Source organism: Williamsia sp., assembly GCF_016462415.1.
Taxonomy (GTDB): Bacteria; Actinomycetota; Actinomycetes; order Mycobacteriales; family Mycobacteriaceae; genus Williamsia_A.
In genome coordinates, this window is record NZ_JAEMTF010000041.1 from 1 (window position 1) to 18,637 (window position 18,637).

The 18,637-nt window shown below is 66.9% G+C and carries 13 protein-coding genes; 5 read left to right on the plus strand and 8 right to left on the minus strand.

Annotated elements, in window-relative coordinates; translation table 11 throughout:
* Window positions 1-177: 177 nt before the first annotated feature.
* Window positions 178-1,668, minus strand: coding sequence for an MFS transporter (locus JHC79_RS11895; protein WP_296390948.1), 1,491 nt, complete (start codon window positions 1,666-1,668; stop codon window positions 178-180).
* A 368-nt stretch (window positions 1,669-2,036) separates the two neighbouring features.
* Here JHC79_RS11895 and JHC79_RS11900 point away from each other — a divergent pair, with 368 nt between their 5' ends.
* On the plus strand, window positions 2,037-3,512 hold the full coding sequence (locus JHC79_RS11900) for a hypothetical protein (protein ID WP_296390954.1): 1,476 nt from the start codon (window positions 2,037-2,039) through the stop codon (window positions 3,510-3,512).
* Window position 3,513: 1 nt separating this feature from the next.
* On the opposite strand, the gene JHC79_RS11905 is transcribed toward JHC79_RS11900, so the two are convergent.
* Window positions 3,514-5,751, minus strand: coding sequence for an NADP-dependent isocitrate dehydrogenase (locus JHC79_RS11905; protein ID WP_296390956.1), 2,238 nt, complete (start codon window positions 5,749-5,751; stop codon window positions 3,514-3,516).
* A 205-nt stretch (window positions 5,752-5,956) separates the two neighbouring features.
* Window positions 5,957-6,316, minus strand: a complete 360-nt coding sequence (locus tag JHC79_RS11910; protein ID WP_296390958.1) for a PLD nuclease N-terminal domain-containing protein — start codon at window positions 6,314-6,316, stop codon at window positions 5,957-5,959.
* A 223-nt stretch (window positions 6,317-6,539) separates the two neighbouring features.
* Between JHC79_RS11910 and idi the strand changes: the two genes are divergently transcribed.
* Window positions 6,540-7,151 (plus strand): isopentenyl-diphosphate Delta-isomerase, encoded by a 612-nt coding sequence (gene idi, locus JHC79_RS11915; protein ID WP_296391018.1) that lies wholly within the window; start codon window positions 6,540-6,542, stop codon window positions 7,149-7,151.
* On the opposite strand, the gene JHC79_RS11920 is transcribed toward idi, so the two are convergent.
* The 3 genes from JHC79_RS11920 to JHC79_RS11930 all read right to left on the minus strand — a co-directional run bounded on the left by JHC79_RS11920 (window position 7,144) and on the right by JHC79_RS11930 (window position 11,055).
* Complete coding sequence (locus JHC79_RS11920; protein WP_296390961.1) at window positions 7,144-8,355, minus strand: FAD-dependent oxidoreductase; 1,212 nt, start codon at window positions 8,353-8,355, stop codon at window positions 7,144-7,146. The two genes, idi and JHC79_RS11920, sit on opposite strands and share 8 nt — an antisense overlap.
* Window positions 8,356-8,403: 48 nt before the next feature.
* Complete coding sequence (locus tag JHC79_RS11925) at window positions 8,404-9,357, minus strand: SGNH/GDSL hydrolase family protein (protein ID WP_296390964.1); 954 nt, start codon at window positions 9,355-9,357, stop codon at window positions 8,404-8,406.
* Between the two features lie 474 nt (window positions 9,358-9,831).
* Window positions 9,832-11,055 carry an acyl-CoA dehydrogenase family protein gene (locus JHC79_RS11930; protein ID WP_296390966.1) on the minus strand — a complete coding sequence of 408 codons (1,224 nt, stop codon included), beginning with the start codon at window positions 11,053-11,055 and terminating at the stop codon, window positions 9,832-9,834.
* Between the two features lie 340 nt (window positions 11,056-11,395).
* Between JHC79_RS11930 and car the strand changes: the two genes are divergently transcribed.
* Window positions 11,396-14,923, plus strand: a complete 3,528-nt coding sequence (car, locus tag JHC79_RS11935; RefSeq protein ID WP_296390968.1) for a carboxylic acid reductase — start codon at window positions 11,396-11,398, stop codon at window positions 14,921-14,923.
* A 63-nt stretch (window positions 14,924-14,986) separates the two neighbouring features.
* Here the strand turns inward: car and JHC79_RS11940 are convergent, their stop codons facing one another.
* Entirely contained in the window at window positions 14,987-15,619 is a 633-nt protein-coding gene (locus JHC79_RS11940; RefSeq protein WP_296390970.1) for a TetR/AcrR family transcriptional regulator, read from the minus strand.
* A 113-nt stretch (window positions 15,620-15,732) separates the two neighbouring features.
* On the opposite strand from JHC79_RS11940, the gene JHC79_RS11945 reads away from it, so the two are divergent.
* Both JHC79_RS11945 and JHC79_RS11950 read left to right on the plus strand, forming a co-directional pair.
* A complete protein-coding gene (locus JHC79_RS11945) occupies window positions 15,733-16,761 on the plus strand; it encodes a Rieske 2Fe-2S domain-containing protein (RefSeq protein WP_296390973.1) in 1,029 nt (342 codons plus the stop codon).
* Window positions 16,758-17,846, plus strand: a complete 1,089-nt coding sequence (locus JHC79_RS11950; protein WP_296390975.1) for a dihydrodipicolinate reductase — start codon at window positions 16,758-16,760, stop codon at window positions 17,844-17,846. Before JHC79_RS11945 ends, JHC79_RS11950 begins: the two co-directional genes overlap by 4 nt.
* 4 nt (window positions 17,847-17,850) lie before the next feature.
* On the opposite strand, the gene JHC79_RS11955 is transcribed toward JHC79_RS11950, so the two are convergent.
* Window positions 17,851-18,096: a DUF3072 domain-containing protein gene (locus JHC79_RS11955; RefSeq protein WP_296390977.1), complete on the minus strand. Its 246-nt coding sequence runs from the start codon at window positions 18,094-18,096 to the stop codon at window positions 17,851-17,853.
* Between the last annotated feature and the right edge of the window lie 541 nt (window positions 18,097-18,637).

Genomic DNA, 18,637 nt, shown 5'->3' on the forward strand with positions numbered 1-18,637 from the left:
AGTCGCGGCCCGGGCCTCGGAGCTCCTCGGCAACGCCATCGCCGCACTCGACAACAACTGACACCCCGGTCGACCGCCCCGGAATCCCAGTGCTCCGGAAGTGGGAGGTCTACACCGTCGTCGCCGGCTCCGACACCTTCGGCACCGACCCGGAACCCCTCACCGACGACGACGATCTCAGCCGACCGGTACCGCGGCGTCGGTGGGCAGATCGTCCTTCTTGGCCCGCACCAGGAAGAACACGACGGGCGTGACCAGGGCGACGAAGACCGCAGCGAGAGCGAAGACGTTGGTGTAGCCGGAGACCTCGGCCGAGAATGCGGTGAACATCGACCGCACCGGGTTGTCCTCCAGGTACGACGACTTCCCCGACGCGTAGACCGTGGTGAACACAGCCGCACCGAGCGCCCCGCCGATCTGCAGGGACGCATTGATCAGAGCGCTGGCCGCACCGGCGTCGTGGTCGGGCACGCCGATCAGCGCCACGTTCTGCTGCGGGATGATCAGCAGGCCGAGTCCGAGACCGAGCAAGATCAGTCCGGGCAGGACGTGCGACCAGTAGGACGTGTCCACGCCGATCTGGGTGAGCAACACCAGGCCGATGACGGAGATGATCGGGCCGGTGGCCATCAGGGGCTTGGGGCCGATCCGGGGCGCGAGCGCCGAGGCGACACCGGCCGTGATCAGGATGCCGCCGGTGATGGGCAACGATGCGACACCGGAGATGACCGGGCTCATCTCGAGCACGATCTGGAAGTAGAAGGTCAGGAACAGCGTCGCCCCCACCAGAACCGTGCCCGCGACCGCGGAACCGAAGAAGGCCGGGCCACGGTCACGATGGAACAGGATGCGCAGCGGGAGGAGGGGATTGGCGGAACGCGACTCGACGAACCCGAACACGATCAACAGCACGACGCCGGCGACGATGAACGACACCGTCGACGCCTGGCCCCATCCGTCCTCGGCCTTGGTGAACCCGTAGACGAGTGAACCCAGTCCGAGCGCCACGAGTATGGCGCCGGGCAGGTCGTATCGGGTGTCGCCGTGCGCCTTGCTCTCCTTGACGACCAGCAGGGCCGCGATGATCGCCACCGCGACCACCGGGACGTTGACCAGCAGGCACCAGCGCCAGTTGGCGTACTCGGTGAGGACCCCGCCGAGCAGCAGGCCCACCGCGGCGCCACCACCGGCGATCGCGCCGAAGACGCCGAATGCGGTGGAACGCTCCTTGGGGTCGGTGAACGTCACGGTGAGGATGGCCAGCGCGGCGGGGGCGAGCAGCGCGGCGAAGACGCCCTGGCCGCCGCGGGCGAGGAACAGCTGCCACGGTGCCTGCGCGAGACCACCGATGGCCGAGGCGATCGCGAACCCGGCCATGCCCACGACGAACGAACGCTTGCGGCCCCAGTAATCGGAGATGCGACCACCCAGGAGCAGCAGCGCGCCGAACGCCAGCGCGTAGGCGGTCACCACCCAGGTGCGGGCGCCGTCACTGATCTGCAGATCGGCCTGCGCCTGCGGTAGTGCGATGTTCACGATGGTCGCGTCCAACACGATCATCAGCTGGGTGATCGCGATGATCGAGAGCACCAACCATCGGCGTGCGTAGTTGGACGGGCTCGCCGCCTCGTCGGGTGCGTGCTGGTGTGCCTCGGTCGCGTCACTCACGCGTTCCTCCATCGTGGTGTCGATTCACTCGAAGCGGACTGCCTCGCTCGCAACGGTAGATCGACTTCGGCACCGGCAACAAACTGGCGCCGTCGTCGGGTCCGCGCTGGTCACCGGGTTGCAAACGCGCCGACTCTGTGGTCTCGCGGTGTCGTCCTCGGTGCGCGCTGTCCGACGTGGAAAGTCGAGAAATGTTGCGTGACAACACAAAAAGCGAATTCGCCGACCGCGACAGCATGGCGGGCCGGTTGGCCCTCCCGTGTCGCGGATGGCTGATCAGGTCCTGTTGCACACGAAAACGGTCGTCTGTCCAGCGTTCGAGGCGCGAGAGATGTCATAGCGACGACGCGCGTGGATACCATTCCGTCATGGTTCCCGAGCCGCAGCACAGTTCGCCCTATCTCGACGCCGTGGTCGCCTACGCCTTCCGCGGGCCGGCGCGCTACCACGTCCCCGGACACAAGGGCGGACCCGGAGCAGACCCGGCGCTGCGCAAGGCGATCGGGATCGACGCCCTGGCGGCGGACGTACCGCAGGACATCCACGGCATCGACATCGGGCAGTCGCCGTCGGCGTACGAACGGGCGGAGACCCTCGCCGCTGATGCGTTCGGCGCGGACCGGTCGTTCTTCCTGACCAACGGGGCGACCCAGGGAAACCACGCTCTGTGTCTCGCGCTCGCCGGGCCCGACGTGCACATTGTCGCGCAGCGCAATTCGCACGGCTCCATCGTCGACGGCCTGGTTCTCTCGGGTGGCATCCCCACCTTCGTCGCGCCCGAGTACGACGAGGATCTCGGCATCGCCCACTGCGTGACCCCCGAGTCCCTGGAGGCGGCGCTGAACGCGGACCCGGACGCGCGAGCGGTGTTCGTGGTGTCGCCGACCTACTTCGGGATGACCGCCGACATCGCCGCGTTGGCCGAGGTCGCCCACGACCGCGACATCCCGCTGGTGGTCGATCAGTCGTGGGGCCCACATTTCGGCTTCCATCCGGCGCTGCCGGCCACCGCGCTGGCCTCGGGCGCCGACGCCATGCTCACCAGCACCCACAAGATCGCCGGTTCGCTCACCCAGAGCGCAATGCTGCACATCGGGGCCACCGGTCGGGTCGACGCCGACGCTGTGGCGCGCGTGCTGAGGCTCCTGCGCAGCACGAGCCCGTCGTCGTTGTTGATCGCGTCTCTCGACAGCGCCCGCCGACAGCTGTCGATGCACGGGGAACAGTTGCTGCACGAGACCCTCGAGGCAATCGAACTCGCCCACGTGAAGCTCCGCACCATCCCGGGTGTCGATCTCGTGGACCAACGACTCGTCGGACGGATGGGCGTCCACGGATACGATCCGCTGCGCATCGTGCTCGATGTCCGCGGAACGGGATGCACCGGTTACGAGATCGCCGACGAACTGCGACGCAGTTACGACGTCCACGTCGAGTTGCCGATGCAGGCCACCATCGTGCTCGTCGTCGGTCTCGGGGAGTCGGCGCCGGCACTGCGTCGACTGGCCGGCGACATCGAGGAGGCGGTCACCCGGCTGGCTCGTCCGGGCGTCACCACCGAGCCGTTGTCCGCCGGTACGGGGATCTTCGGACACGGGGTGTCGGTGTCACCACGCGCGGCGTTCCTGGGGGCGTCGGAGCGCGTGACCATCTCCGACGCCATCGGGCGGATCTCCTGCGAGGCCATCGCGGCGTACCCACCCGGGGTCCCGACCCTGCTGCCCGGCGAGGAGATCACCGCCGCCGCCGTGGACTACCTGCAGCAGGTGGTCGCCGGCGGAGCGCGCCTGCACGGTGCGAGTGATACCGGTTTCGCGACCGTGGTCGTGCTCCGCCCGACGTGACCTACTTCCGGGCCGACAGCAGGGCCTCGTTGAAGGTCTCACTGGGTCGCATGACCGAGGTGGCCTTCTCCTGGTCGGGGTAGTAGTACCCGCCGATGTCGACGGCCTGCCCCTGGGCGTCGTTGAACTCCTTGACGATCACGTCCTCGTTCTCGGCCAACTGCTGCGCCAACGCGGCGAAGTGCTCGGCGAGGCCCTTGTCCTCGGTCTGCTCGGCGAGCTCCTGCGCCCAGTACAGAGCCAGGTAGTACTGGCTGCCGCGGTTGTCGAGTTCGCCGGTGGAGCGAGACGGGCCCTTGCTGTTCTCCAGCAGCTTGCCGGTCGCGGAGTCGAGCGCCTTGGCGAGGATGGTCGCCTTGGCGTCGCCGGTCTTGGTGCCCAGGTCCTCGAGGCTGACGGCCAGGGCCAGGTACTCGCCGAGTGAATCCCACCGCAGGTGGTTCTCCTCGAGCAGCTGCTTGACGTGCTTGGGGGCCGACCCGCCCGCACCGGTCTCGTACAGACCGCCGCCGGCCATCAGGGGCACGATCGACAGCATCTTGGCGCTGGTGCCCAGCTCCAGGATCGGGAACAGGTCGGTGAGGTAGTCGCGCAGGATGTTTCCGGTCGCCGAGATCGTGTCCAGGCCGCGGATCAGGCGTTCCATCGTGTACCGGATGGCCCTGACCTGCGACATGATCTGGATGTCGAGACCGTCGGTGTCGTGGTCGGCGAGGTACGTGCGCACCTTGGCGATCAGCTCGTTCTCGTGCGGACGGTACGGATCGAGCCAGAAGACCACCGGCATGCCCGATTCGCGCGCACGTCGGACGGCGAGCGCAACCCAGTCGCGGATGGGGGCGTCCTTCACGATGCACAGGCGCCAGATGTCGCCCTCTTCGACGTCCTGGGTCAGCAGCACCTCGTCGGTGGCGTTGTCGACGATGTTGGCCACGCCGGCCTGCGGTACCTCGAAGGTCTTGTCGTGCGAGCCGTACTCCTCGGCCTTCTGCGCCATCAGACCGACGTTGGGGACGGTGCCCATGGTGGTCGGATCGAACTGACCGTTGGTCTTACAGAAGTTCACCATCTCCTGATAGATGCGGGAGAAGGTCGACTCCGGGTTGACGGCCTTGGTGTCCTTCTGGCGACCGTCGGCGCCGTACATCTTGCCGCCGGAGCGGATCATCGCCGGCATCGACGCGTCGACGATGACGTCGCTGGGGGAGTGGAAGTTGGTGATGCCGCGTGCGGAGTCGACCATCGCCAACTCCGGGCGGTGCTCGTGGCACTTGTGCAGGTCGTCGATGATCTCTTCGCGCTTGGTCGCCGGCAGCGAGTCGATCTTGCTGTAGAGATCCGAGAGGCCGTTGTTGACGTTGACGCCGAGCTCGTCGAACAGCTCGCCGTGCTTGGCGAACGCCTCCTTGTAGAACACGCGCACCGCGTGTCCGAACACGATGGGATGCGACACCCGCATCATCGTCGCCTTCACGTGGAGCGAGAACATCACGCCGGTCTCGTAGGCGTCCTGCATCTGCTCCTCGTAGAACTCGATGAGCGCCTTCTTGGACATGAACATGCTGTCGATGACGTCGCCGTCACCCAGCGACACCTTCGGCTTGAGGACGTGGGTCTCGCCGTCGGTGGTGACGAGCTCCATGCGTACCTCGCGGTCGCCGTCCACGGTCATCGACTTCTCGCCGTGGTAGAAGTCGCCGGTGGTCATGTGGGCGACGTGGGTGCGCGACGCCATCGACCACTTACCCATGCTGTGCGGGTGCTTGCGGGCGTACTCCTTGACCGCCTTCGGTGCGCGGCGATCGGAGTTGCCCTCGCGGAGAACGGGGTTGACCGCGCTACCGAGGCACTTCGTGTACCGGTCGCGGATCTCCTTCTCCTCGTCGGTCTTCGGGTTCCCCGGGAAGTCGGGGATCTCGTAGCCCTTCTCCTGCAGCTCCTTGATGGCCGCCAGGAGCTGAGGGACCGACGCGCTGATGTTCGGGAGCTTGATGATGTTGGTCTCGGGCAGCTGCGTCAGCTTGCCCAGCTCGGCGAGGTTGTCCGGGACCTGCTTGTCCTCGGGCAGGTAGTCGGGGAACTCCGCGAGGATGCGGTTGGCGACGGAGATGTCACTGGACTCGACCTTGATGTCGGCCGCGTCGGCGAAAGCGCGAACAACGGGCAAGAACGCGTGTGTCGCCAGCATCGGCGCCTCGTCGGTCAGGGTGTAGATGATGGTCGGCTGCTTCGCGTTCATTTCTCGCCTTCGCCTGTAGTTGTACGTTGTGTCGACGTCGTCGTCTGCCTGCGTCCGCTCCAACCTTAATCACGTCGGATACGAGGTCGCTCGGAGCGATGGTCGCACGGTTGTTCACCAGGCGGGATGAACAGTGCGAGCGCGGCGGGTGTGCGGCGCGCGAGGTACGGGGGTCCCCGTCAGAAGATGTGCGTGAAGCGGCGGGTCACTGTCCCTGTTCGCGCCGACGGCGCTCGACCTCGCCCATGCGGCGCTGCTGTTCGGCCCGCTCGCGGACCTGCTTGAGAAACGCGGCGTCGGCCTCGGGATCCTGCGGGATGAACCGTCCTGGTTGGTCGTACTCGGGGTAGCCGAGTGCGGCTGCCTGTCCGGGCCGATGTGCCGACCCGCCTGCGAGCGGGCGTCCGGCGAAGAACCACACGACCGATCCCGCCAGAGGAAGGATCACGACCAGGAGGAGCCAACCCCACCGCGGTAGGCCGCGAACCGAGACCTCGTCGCTGCTGATGATGTCCACGAGGGCAGCGATCATCAGCACCAGGATGATCAGACCCAGATACGGCACGTCGAAAACCCTCCATATGTCGTCTCGAGGCCCCGGGCGGGTGCATCGACGAGACATGTGACCACAGCTAACGGCTCCGGCGCTGTCCACCGATCGGACTACCCGGACCGTCGTACGAGACCCGATCGAGGTCGATGCAGGCGGCGATCCACCGGGAACGACTAGCGTCGGACCTGGTGCAGAAGGCGCCCGCACAGTGCAGTCGATCGTTGGTGGGATGCTGATGGAAAACGTAGTGCTCCTCGACGACGCCGGTAATCGGATCGGCGTCCACCCGAAATACAAGGTCCACACGCGCGAGACCCCCTTACACCTCGCCTTCTCGAGTTACGTGTTCGATTCCGACGCGCGCGTCCTCGTCACGCAACGCGCATACGAGAAGGTGACCTGGCCGGGAACCTGGACCAACAGTTGCTGCGGCCATCCCGCTCCCGACGAGCCGATGGACCAGGCCATCCTGCGTCGACTCTCGACGGAGCTGGGGATCACGGGCGGAACGGTTCAGCTGCTCCTCCCGCGGTTCCGCTATCGCGCGGTGATGGACAACGGTCTAATCGAGAACGAGATCTGCCCGGTCTACGCGGTCCGCTACGACGGGCCCGCGCCCACTCCCGATCCCGGCGAGGTCGCCGACTTCGAGTGGGTCGCGTGGAGCGACTTCGTCCGCGACGTGCTCGGCGGCGATCGACCGATCTCACCGTGGTGCCGCGACCAGATCGAGCAGCTCGACCGGCTCGGACCCGACCCGCTCGCGTGGCCGACGGCTTCCGACGAGAGTCTCCCGCCCGCTGCCCGCGCCGGTCTCGAGCCCGCGTCCGCGCCGAGCGTCAGATGAGTCCCTTGAGGATCAGGTTCCAGTAGAGGACGGGCAAACCGTAACGGTCGAAGACCCAGGCCCGACGCCGCGGTCGCACCGGGTCGAAGAACGTCGGCAGCGACGACGACACCTTCTTCGAGCGATCGAACTCGGCCGCGATCAGCTGATGTGCGGCGGTGGCGATCGGGGACACGGTGTAACCGTCGTAGGTGGTCATCGATCCGCCCGTGCGCTGCGCGACGAGGTTCTTCGCGACGATCTTCGCCTGCATCCGCAGAGCGCCGCCCGACGGATCGGTGTCGACCGCGGCGCCGTCACCGATGGCCCACACGGTCGGGTGTGTTCGGTGGCGGAACGTCGTGGAATCGATGTCGGCCAGACCGTGCGGAGACGCGCCCGCAAGCCCGGACGTGGTCACCCACTCCGGTCCCCGGAACGGTGGCACCAGGTGGAGCATGTCGTAGGCGATGGACTCGCGCGCCCCGTCCGGACCGGAGACATCGATGGCCTGCTTCGCGGTGTCGACGCTCGTCACCGCGGTCCCGTGCAGTACCCGCACGTTCAGGTCGTCGAGTTGGGAGTGCAGCGCGGAGTCGAGCCGGGGGATACCGGTGAGGTCGGTGCGGTCGACGACGAGGGTCATCGTGATGCCCGACAGTCGACGCTCGCGTTTCCACTGCCCGGCCGCGAGGAACAGGGGCTTGATGGTCGTACCGGTGCAGCTCACCGGCGGTCGCGGGACGGTGAACACGGCGTGCCCGCCACGCGGGGTGTCCTGCACCAGTTTCCAGGTCTTCTCCGCGGCGTCGAGGTAGTTGCTCGCGACGTCGGGGGAGGAGAGTGCCTCGTCGATGCCGGGCAGGTCGTCGTGGTCGGGTACGAGGCCGGTCGCCAGGATCAGGTCGTTGTAGCCGTGGACACGGCCGGAGGCGCAGTGCACCTGCTTGGAGTCGGGGTCGACCGCGACCACCGAGTCGCGCAACCAGGAGCACCCCTTCGGCGTGACCGAGCGTTGCGTTCGTTCTGCGTGCGCGAGGGGCGCCTGACCGGAACCGACGTAGGACAGCATCGGACGGTAGGTGTGCACCAACTGGGGCTCGATCACGGCGACGTCGGTGACGCCTTGACGCCGCAGATGCGCCGCCGCGCCGATACCCGCGTTACCCCCACCCACCACGATCACGTCGAAATGTGTCCGCGCGCTGTCAATTTCGGGCTTCATTGTTCCACGCTACGCCGCACGGTCCGATGTCGTCAGGGGGCTGTGACCTCAGCGCGGGGTGGTGGGTGCACTGAAACCGGATGCCGCGATGGCATCAGTCGTCAGACGCGCCATCGCCCGTCGGCCATCGGCGTTGGGGTGGTACGGCGCCGGCAGGCGGTAACCGTAGACCCACGGCGACGCCGAGCACGCCGTGTGGTCGGCCCCCGGAGACGCGGCGTCGACCAGGATCGACGCGGTGGCCCGGGCCGCTGCGTCGGTGGCCCTGCGCAGCCCGTCGAAGGTGGCGACGGTGGTGGCGGCCTCGGCGGGGGTCAGCGGGACCGACGCGCAGGTGGTTCCTCGGGGATCGAGCACCGGGGGGTAGTTGACGATCACCACCACGGCTTTCGGGGCGCGTAGGCGAACTGCCTCGACGATCGCGATCATCTCGCGTTCCAGACGCGCGAAGTCCGATGCGGTGGGCGGGTTGCGCGGCGGCTCGTCTCTGCAGTGGACTCCGACGCCCCGCATCGTGGCGCGCGTCAGTTGGTTCGTGCAGCTGATCGACGTCAGTCGGCCGATGTACCCGACGTCGTTGCCGCCGGTGGTGACGGTCACCAGGTCGGTGTCGGCGGTGACGGCATCTATCTGGGGCGCGTCGGCCCGGTGCGGTTGGGCTCGGTGCAGGATGTCGGGAATTGTCGATCCGGAACACGAGACGTCGGTCAGGTCGAGACGTAGAGCGGCGGCCACCTGGTGGGGGTAGTCGTCGCCGGTTCGCAGACACCGTGTGTTGATGACGCCGCTGGAATCAGGGCCGGAGGCATAGGAACTCCCGAGCGCGACGTACCGCGGTGCCCTCTCGATCGGCGCTCGGTCATCTTTCGGCGTCCCTGGGACTGCCGTCTTCTCGGTCGTGGAGCCGGTCAGAACCGACCACGGCACGAGCGTCGCGACCAGTGCCGACATCACGATGACGATTGTTGTCGCGACGGCGGCCAGGAAGGGTCGTCGCATCATGACGACCTGGTGAGGTGGTTGCCGACGCGCATGCGCACATTGTGCGCGATGGCGTGTCCGAGCACCGTGACGGGACGTCGTTGCTGTGAGCTTCGGTACCCGGCCTGACCGTGCGATCACCGCATCGGGACGGAATTGGGTGAAAAGGGGAGTTGTCGAGCGCCGTCACGTTAATATCTTGATGTTCCAATTCTGTATCTGACATTTCGACGGGCGGTCGTCGGGGCCGTTCGATGCGCGTGTTGCGAAAGGAATCTCATGTTGCTCGGGGCTCTTGGATCTCTGCTCGGTGGACTGCTGAACGGCGTCGGTGTCGACAACCTGCTGTTGGGGTTGGTCGGAGGACTGTTCGGCTCGAGCTAGCGCGAACGCAGCAATCGACCGGTCTCCCTGCGGGGAGACCGGTCGATTCGTTTCGGGGCCACCTCGATGATCGGCCGGCCGAGTGGTGATGGGTCGGTGCGTGATCGGTGGTCAGAAGTAGGGGTTCGCAGGGACCGGCGTCCCGTGCAGCAGGTTCTCACCGATCACCCGGGCCTTGTACGCCACCGGGTTGTGCAGCGTGATGGTCCGAATGTTGCGCCAGTGTCGATCGAGGTTGCGCTGCCTGCTCGAGGCACTCGCGCCCCCGAGCTCGAGCAGATCGGTCGCCGCCTTCGGCGCCACCGCGTCGACGAACACCTTGACCTTCGTCGCCTTGAGCTGCGCCTCGTGTGCCAGATCGGCGTCGGGGACCCCGTCGCGCTCGGATGCGGTGGCCGCATCGAGGGCGTCGGCGGCATCGAGCACCACGGCCCGCACGGCGTTCGCGGTGCCGGCGAGTTCGCCGAGCGCGCGCTGCAGCAGTGGGTCGTCGGTCGCGTTCTCGGCACTGGCATGGGCGAATGTGCGTGTACGAGAACGTAATAGTGCTACTCCGTCGTCGACCACGGCCGCGAGGATCCCGGCCACCACGGCATGGATGTAGAGCTGCAGCGACGCGAACTGGACGGTCGGGATGGCCTCGTCGTCGGCGGTGGCCTCGGACAGGATCTCCTCGGGCCGGACGACGACGTCGGTGAAATTCGTCGTACCCGTCCCGGTCCGTCGCTGGCCGAAGCCGTCCCAGTCGTCGATGATCTCCACACCGGCGCGGTCCGTCGGTACCACCACGGTGGCGACGGACCCCCGGTCGGTGGACGTCGCGACGGTCAGGTAGTCGGCGAAAAGCGTTCCCGTGCTGTAGAACTTCTCCCCGGTGAGACGATATTCGCCGTCGCCGGTGGTCAGGCGGGTGGCGAAGTTCGGGCTGCCCACCGCCACCGCGCCCTTCTCGCTGAACGCGTTGCCGACGATCTTCCCCGCCGCGACCTCGTCGAGCCATCGGCGCGAATAGGGGTCGGACGACGTGCGCAGGCGCTCCTCGGTGAACCAGAAGTGGGTGCGGAAGATGTGGGCGACGATCGGGTCGGCGTGCGCGACGTCGATCACCGTCGAGAACAACTGGCGCACGGTGAACCCTGCGCCGCCCGACTCCACGGGCAGACGCAGCGTGCCGAACCCGGCTTCCTTGAGCGCGCGGACCTGATCGAAGGGGTTCTCGTCGTTGCGGTCTCGGTCGCCGGCGCCCGCGCCGATCCGGGTGAGGAGTTCGCTGAATTCGCGCGTGCCGGGCAACAGTCGTGGGGTGGTTGCAGCGGGGGCGTGGGTGGTCGTCATGGGATGTGTATACCGACGGCGACCTCGACTGTGCACCGGTTGGGCTCAGTCCGAACGTAAGAGAGATCGACTGAGAACCGTTCGATCCGAGGCGGTCGCCGCACGACGCTCTGCACCTGAGGAAGCGTTGGTGAGCCGGTGATCGTGTCGACCGAGTACGCGAATCCGGCGAACCGGTCGCGGAATCCGACGGCGTTGTCTGGTTCGCCACACTGAGGTGGTCGGTGGGTGCAAAGCGCTGCTAACGTTTACATCGTTAGGCTATGCAAGCGCCTGTACAGGTGTTCCGAGGTCCGCCTCAGTCATCACCGTCCGGCCATAGTTCGAAGGAGTACCACTCATGTCGATCGATACCCAGGACGAACAACTCGCCCGACGCATTGCCGATCTGGTCCGTGACGACGCGCAGTTCGCCGCCGCTCGTCCCGACGACGCGGTGACCGAGGCGGTCAACGAGCCGTCGCTGCGACTCGCCCAGATCATGGACACCCTCGCCGACGGCTACGCCGACCGGCCCGCCCTCGGTGCGCGAGCCGTGGACCTCGTCGAGGATCCGGCCACGGGTCGGACCACCGCCACGCTGCTGCCACGCTTCGAGACCATCACCTACAGCGAGCTGTGGGCCCGCGTGCGCTCGGCCGCCGCAGCACTCGCCGACGGTGCGGTCTCGCCCGGCGATCGCGTCGGGGTGCTGGGGTTCACCAGCATCGACTACGCGGTCATCGACATGGCGACGGTTCTGTTGGGCGCGGTGTGCGTGCCCCTGCAGACCAGTGCGCCGCTGACGCAGCTGCAGCCCATCGTCGACGAGACCGAACCCACCCTGATCGCCGCGAGCGTCGACCACCTCGGTGACGCGGTCGAGCTCACTGCGAACAGCGGGGCGCCCGCACGGGTGGTCGTGTTCGATCTGCGCTCCGAGGTCGACGACCACCGTGATGCGGTGGCCGATGCGCAGCGGCGTCTCGCCGACGGCGACCACGCGGTGACCGTGGAGACTCTTTCCGACGTGATCGCGCGCGGCGAGTCCAAGGTGACCGGTCCGGTTCCGGTTGTGGGCGAGGGCGACCCGCTGTCGCTGCTGATCTACACCTCGGGCAGCACCGGCCGTCCGAAGGGTGCGATGTACCCGGAGAGCCTGGTGACCAACGCATGGCGTCGGTCGACGAACATGGTCGGTGCGCAGGGCACCACCGGTCCGTCGATCACGTTGAGCTTCATGCCCATGAGCCACGTCATGGGGCGACACATCCTGTTCGAGACGCTCGCGTCGGGCGGGACGTCCTACTTCGCGGCGACCAGCGACCTGTCGACCTTCCTCGAGGACCTCGCGCTGGTGCGACCGACGTTGCTCAGCTTCGTCCCCCGGATCTGGGAGATGATCTTCACCGAACACCAGAGCGCCCTGAGCCGCCGCGTCACCGCGGGCGAAGACGAGGCCACCGCGAGCGAGGCGGTCTCGGCGGACCTGCGCGACAACCTGCTCGGCGGACGGTACGTTGCCGCCCTGACGGGTTCGGCGCCCATCTCGGCCGAGATGACCGCGTTCGTCGAATCGCTGCTCGGACTGCACCTGGTCGAGGGATACGGATCCACCGAGGCCGGCATGGTGTTCATCGACGGAGCCGTCCGCCGTCCCCCGGTGATCGACTACAAGCTCGTCGACGTCCCCGATCTCGGATACTTCCGCACCGATCGTCCGAACCCGCGCGGCGAGTTGCTCGTCAAGTCCGACACCATGTTCCCCGGATACTTCAACCGTCCGGACGCCACCGCCGACGTCTTCGACGAGGACGGTTACTACCGCACCGGCGACGTGGTCGCCGAGACCGGTCCCGATCAGCTGGTCTACCTCGATCGTCGCAACAACGTCCTCAAGCTCTCCCAGGGCGAGTTCGTCACGGTGTCGAAGGTGGAGGCGGTCTTCGCCGACAGCCCCGTCATCGGGCAGATCTACATCTACGGCAACAGCGCGCGTGCGTTCCTGCTGGCGGTCATCGTGCCCACTGACGACGCCCTGGCCCAGGTCGACGGTGATGTCGACGCGGTCAAGCCGATCCTCGGCGAGTCGTTGCAGCGGGCCGCCAAGGCCGCGGGTCTGCAGTCCTACGAGATCCCCCGTGACTTCATCGTCGAGACAACGCCTTTCACGCTGGAGAACGGTCTGCTGACCGGTATCCGCAAGCTCGCGCGTCCCCGGTTGAAGGAGAAGTACGGCGAGGCGCTCGAACAGCGCTATGCCGACCTCGCCGACGGTCAGACCAACGAACTGGCCGCGTTACGCCGCGACGGCGACACCGCTCCGGTTCTCGAGTCCGTGAGTCGGGCCGCCGCCGCACTGCTCAGCGCGTCGGCTTCCGACGTGCAACCGGATGCGCACTTCACCGACCTCGGGGGTGACTCGCTGTCGGCGGTGACGTTCGCCAACCTCCTGCGCGAGATCTTCGACATCGAGGTCCCGGTCGGCGTCATCGTCAACCCGGCGGCCGACCTGGCGGCGATCGCGAAATACATCGAGACCGAGAAGACCTCGGGTGCGACCCGGCCCACGTTCGCCACGGTGCACGGCGCCGACGCCACCGAGGTCCACGCACGGGATCTGACCCTCGACAAGTTCCTCGACGACGCGACCATTGCCGCGGCGCCGACACTGCCCAAGCCGAGCGAGCAGGTGCGTACGGTCCTGCTGACCGGGGCCACCGGATTCCTCGGTCGGTTCCTGGCACTGGAGTGGCTCGAGCGGATGGACCTCGTCGACGGGACCCTGATCTGCGTCGTGCGCGCCAAGGACGATGCGGCAGCGCGTGCACGCCTCGACGCCACGTTCGACAGCGGCGACCCGGCCCTGAAGGCGCGATACGAGAAACTGGCCGCCGACCATCTCCAGGTCGTCGCGGGCGACAAGAGTGAGGCCGACCTCGGTCTCGACGCGCAGACGTGGCAGCGCATCGCCGACACCGTCGACCTGATCGTCGACCCGGCAGCATTGGTCAACCACGTCCTGCCCTACGCACAGCTGTTCGGGCCGAACGCCCTGGGTACGGCCGAACTGATCCGCATCGCGCTGACCAGCAAGCTCAAGCAGTTCGCCTACGTCTCGACGATCGGTGTCGGGGCCGGGATCGAGCCGGCGTCGGCGTTCGTCGAGGGCGCGGACATCCGCGAGATCAGCGCTACCCGCGCGGTCGACGAGACCTACGCCAACGGATACGGCACCAGCAAGTGGGCCGGCGAGGTGCTCCTGCGGGAGGCCCACGACCTGTGCGGTCTGCCGGTGTCGGTGTTCCGGTGCGACATGATCCTGGCCGACACCCAGTTCGTGGGTCAGCTCAACGTGCCGGACATGTTCACGCGGTTGATGCTGAGCCTGGTGGCCACCGGGGTCGCCCCGAAGTCGTTCTACGAGCTCGACGCCGACGGCAATCGCCAGCGTGCCCATTACGACGGGTTGCCGGTGGACTTCATCGCCGAGGCGATTTCGACCTTGTCGGTCCAGCTCCTCGACGGGTTCGAGACGTACCACGTGATGAACCCGTACGACGACGGGATCGGTCAGGACCAGTTCGTCGACTGGCTGGTCGATGCGGGGTACTCGATCCAGCGGGTCGACGAGTACGACACATGGCTCCGCCGGTTCGAGACCGCGGTCCGTGCGCTGCCGGCCAAGCAGCGCTCCGCGTCACTGCTGCCGTTGCTGCACAACTACCAGCAGCCCGTGCCTCCGCTGAACGGGGCGATGGCACCGACCGACCGGTTCCGTGCGGCGGTCCAGGACGCAAAGATCGGTCCCGACAAGGACATCCCGCACATCACGCCGCAGATCATCGTCAAGTACGCCACCAACCTCGAGGTGCTCGGCCTGCTCTGAGACGATTCGCGTTCCACCCCGACACCCGATGACCGCACCCGCGGCGTCGGGTGTCGGCGTCTGTCACGCCGTCACTGAGTCGGGGCGGAGGTAGGCGACGATCGCGTTGGTGATGCCTCGCCGGGCGAGGTCGAGATCGGTGTAGGTGCCGAGTTGCTTCTCCGAGGTGATGCCGCGCATGGCGCCAGGGATGAAGGCGGCGACCTCCGCGACGCGATCGGGATCGACGTCGAGTCCGGCGAAAGCGCGCATGCAGGTGTCGAGCCACGCCTGGCGCCAGGAGGCGAACTCGCCTGCGGTGGACGGGAATCGGCGCTCGAACTCGGATCGGTCGCGGGGCATCGCGGCCCGCAGCGTCTCGATGGCGCGCGAGTCGGTGCCCGACAGGCCCGCGTAGAGGTTGTCGACGATGGTCGACACGCGGGTGTGGAGATCGGCGTCGGCCGGGGCGCTCGCGGGCAGATCGCCGCGCCGCAGTGCGGTGTGGCGCAGCACCGCCGCCCAGAACCCGTCGATGTCGCCGAACTGATACTTGATCGTCCCCCAGGTGGCGCCGATGTCCTTGGCGATCCTGTTGCCCGACACCGATCCCGGGTCGCCCGACGCGAGTGAGGCCACGGCGGCGTCGAGCATACTCTCACGCGTGGCGGTACCGCGTCGGTTGGTGCGTCGCCCTGTGACGCCCGCGTAGGTCATGGGCCGATGCTAGCGGAGCCCGACCAATTCGTAGAACCCTCTTTCATTCCGGTCGGGACGCGGTTACCGTTCTCTGATCCCGGCACGAGCGCCGGGGTGCGAAGGAGGCCGAGATGGCGAGGACGCCGCTGCCGATGAGACCCACCGGTTGGTTCCAGGTGGCCTGGTCCGCCGAGATCGGCGTGAACGGTGTCCACCGGATGACTTACTTCGGGACCGAGATGATCGCGTGGCGATCCGCCTCGGGGCAGGTCACCGTCATGGACGCCTACTGCGAACATCTCGGCGCGCACCTAGGGTTCGGCGGCACCGTCGACGGCGAGATCCTGCGGTGTCCGTTCCACGGGTGGGAGTGGAATCAGCAGGGGCGCAACGTGTGCATCCCCTACGAGAAGAACCCCAACCGTGGCCGGCGCATCCGGACCTATCCCGTCACCGAGCACAGTGAGTCGATCTTCATCTGGTACGACGCCGACCGACGTGAACCGTATTTCCCGGTGGCCGAGGCGCTCTCGGGCTTCGATGACGGGCGCAGCGCCGCCGACTACTACCCGGCGTTCGGTCACAGCACCCTGTTCGAGCAGTCCGTCGAGATCCATCCGCAGTACGTGATGGAGAACGGCGTCGATGTCGCGCACTTCACGTACGTCCACAACACCCCGCTGGTGCCCGAGTTCACCCGTCACGACTTCGACCAGCCGGTCTCCTACGTCGACTTCACCATTGCATTCGACGATGTCCCCGCCGACGAGATCAACAGTGGTGTGCAGGCGATCAACAGTGGGATCGGGGTGGCCAGCACCAAGAGCTGGGGAATGATCGACAACCGGACGCAGACCTGCGTCACCCCGATCGACGACACGACGTCCGACGTGCGGTTCACGGTGTGGATCGGGCGAAAGCCGGGGGACGACAGCGACCACCCCACCACCCGTGCTCTCAAGAACGCAGCCGGCGTCATCGAACAGTTCGGCAACGACATCCACATCTGGAAACACCAGCGCTACTCCGACCCGCCTGCGCTGTCACCGTCGGAATTCACGGGCTTCACCGCGATCCGGGCGTGGGCGGCGCAGTTCTATCCCGCTGACTTCGATCAGACCGCGGCCGTGGCGGCCGCCCGTCGAGAGGCTCTCGCATGAGCACGTCCACCACGCCCATCAGGGTCTTCCAGGTCGCGACCGGCAACGTCGGGTCGGAGATGATCAAGCGGATCGGGGCGCACGCTGACCTCGAACTCATCGGCCTGCATTGCTATACGGCCGACAAGGTCGGGCGCGACGCCGGCGAGATCGTCGGGATCGGGCCTGTCGGGGTCGTCGCGACGGGGACGGTCGAGGAGATCATCGCCGCCGAGCCGGACGTGCTGACCTTCCACGGGGTGTTCCCCGACGAGGATCTCTACGAGAAGGTGCTCGAGGCCGGCATCGACATCGTCACCACGGCCGACTTCATCACCGGGCACCACCGGGATGAGAACCACCCGCACCCGTCGGGCCGCAAGGTCACCGAGGTACTGCAGGCGGCGTGTGAACGCGGTGGGTCGACGTTCTACGGGACCGGGATGAACCCGGGGGTCAATCAGATTCTGGGAGTGGTGTGTTCGGCCGACGTCGCCGACATCGAGAACATCATCACGCTGGAATCGGTCGACGTGTCGTGCCACCACTCGCGCGACACATGGATCGAGGTCGGCTACGGGTTGCCGGTCGACGACCCGAGCATTCCGGGAAAGCTGGAGAAGTACACCCGGGTCTTCGCCGACAGCGTGTTGCTGATGGCCGACTGTTTCGGCCTCGAACTCGACGAGGTGACATTCAGCTACGAACTCGGCGCGTGCACGAAAGACGTCGACCTGGGCTGGTATCAGATGCCCAAGGGGTCACTGGGCGGCAACTACATCAAATACCAGGGCATGGTCGACGGCATACCGCGCATCGAGACGCACCTCGAATGGCAGATGACGCCGCACACCGAGCCGAGCTGGGACATCAAGGGCTGCTACATCACGCAGATCCAGGGCGACCCGTGCATCTACAACAAGCACATGATCTTCCCGAAACCCGGCGTGCGTCTGGACAACCCGGAGGACTTCGCGTCGATCGGCATGACCGTCACCGGACTACCGGCACTGAACTCGATCCGAGCGGTCATCGATGCACCGCCCGGGATACTCACCAGCGCCGATCTGCCGCTGCGCGGCTTCGCCGGTCGCTTCAAGCGGTGATGAGTCAGCCGCGGTCGGTCTTGCCCTGCAGCCGGTCGATCTCCTCGGAGGCCTGCGCCTTGTTCAGGTCGGCCGAGATGGTCTCGCCGGCGTCGCGGGCCAGGGTGTCGAGGTAACTGCGCTGCGCACCGGTCATCGGTTCGTCACCGGTGACCCAGTCCGACGGATCCTTCTCGGTGGTGTTCCCGGCGTCGGCTCCGAGAACCTCGGCGTTGTCATCAGGGGTCGAACTGTTGTTCGAAGTAGTCATGACTCGACCATACGCCGCCGCGTCCGCACCATCCACCGACTGTGCCGAAATCACCCGCCGATCGTGCCCTGATCACTCGCCGATCGTGCCGAAACCGTCCGTCGAGCGGGCCGCAACAACGCGCCGAGCGTGCCCGAACTACACGCCGAACGTGCCGAAAGGTCGAGCAAAAAAGATGCTTGGACGGGGTGAGTCAGGACGGGGTGCTCTCGCATGCCGACTGACCGTTCGCGTCGTCTTGTGTCGTTCGCACGGTTGCGTGTCGTTCGCACGCCCCCGGCACGATGCGAACAACACGGGAGCGTGCGAACGCGAGCCGGGACCAGAACTTGCCCGTCACCCGACTCCGTCTGCAGCCTCTTTTCGCCGTCAGGCGCCAGGAGCGGGACGCGCGACGGGTTGTTACAGCCCACTCGGCGGGTAAATACGGGACGCTCGGCGGGTGATTACGGCACGGTCGGCGGGTGGTTAGAGCCCACTCGGCGGAGCGGCGGGGCCGATCATGGTGGCCACTATCTCCGCCGACATCATCACCAGGGGG

What these genes read in the sequence shown, in the direction of transcription:
- idi (WP_296391018.1), top strand. Translation starts at nt 6,540, where the DNA reads ATGGAAAACGTAGTGCTCCTCGACGACGCCGGTAATCGGATCGGCGTC.
- JHC79_RS11925 (WP_296390964.1), bottom strand. Translation starts at nt 9,357, where the DNA reads ATGATGCGACGACCCTTCCTGGCCGCCGTCGCGACAACAATCGTCATC.
- JHC79_RS11940 (WP_296390970.1), bottom strand. Translation starts at nt 15,619, where the DNA reads ATGACCTACGCGGGCGTCACAGGGCGACGCACCAACCGACGCGGTACC.
- JHC79_RS11905 (WP_296390956.1), bottom strand. Translation starts at nt 5,751, where the DNA reads ATGAACGCGAAGCAGCCGACCATCATCTACACCCTGACCGACGAGGCG.
- JHC79_RS11930 (WP_296390966.1), bottom strand. Translation starts at nt 11,055, where the DNA reads ATGACGACCACCCACGCCCCCGCTGCAACCACCCCACGACTGTTGCCC.
- JHC79_RS11955 (WP_296390977.1), bottom strand. Translation starts at nt 18,096, where the DNA reads ATGACTACTTCGAACAACAGTTCGACCCCTGATGACAACGCCGAGGTT.
- JHC79_RS11900 (WP_296390954.1), top strand. Translation starts at nt 2,037, where the DNA reads ATGGTTCCCGAGCCGCAGCACAGTTCGCCCTATCTCGACGCCGTGGTC.
- JHC79_RS11950 (WP_296390975.1), top strand. Translation starts at nt 16,758, where the DNA reads ATGAGCACGTCCACCACGCCCATCAGGGTCTTCCAGGTCGCGACCGGC.
- JHC79_RS11945 (WP_296390973.1), top strand. Translation starts at nt 15,733, where the DNA reads ATGGCGAGGACGCCGCTGCCGATGAGACCCACCGGTTGGTTCCAGGTG.
- car (WP_296390968.1), top strand. Translation starts at nt 11,396, where the DNA reads ATGTCGATCGATACCCAGGACGAACAACTCGCCCGACGCATTGCCGAT.
- JHC79_RS11920 (WP_296390961.1), bottom strand. Translation starts at nt 8,355, where the DNA reads ATGAAGCCCGAAATTGACAGCGCGCGGACACATTTCGACGTGATCGTG.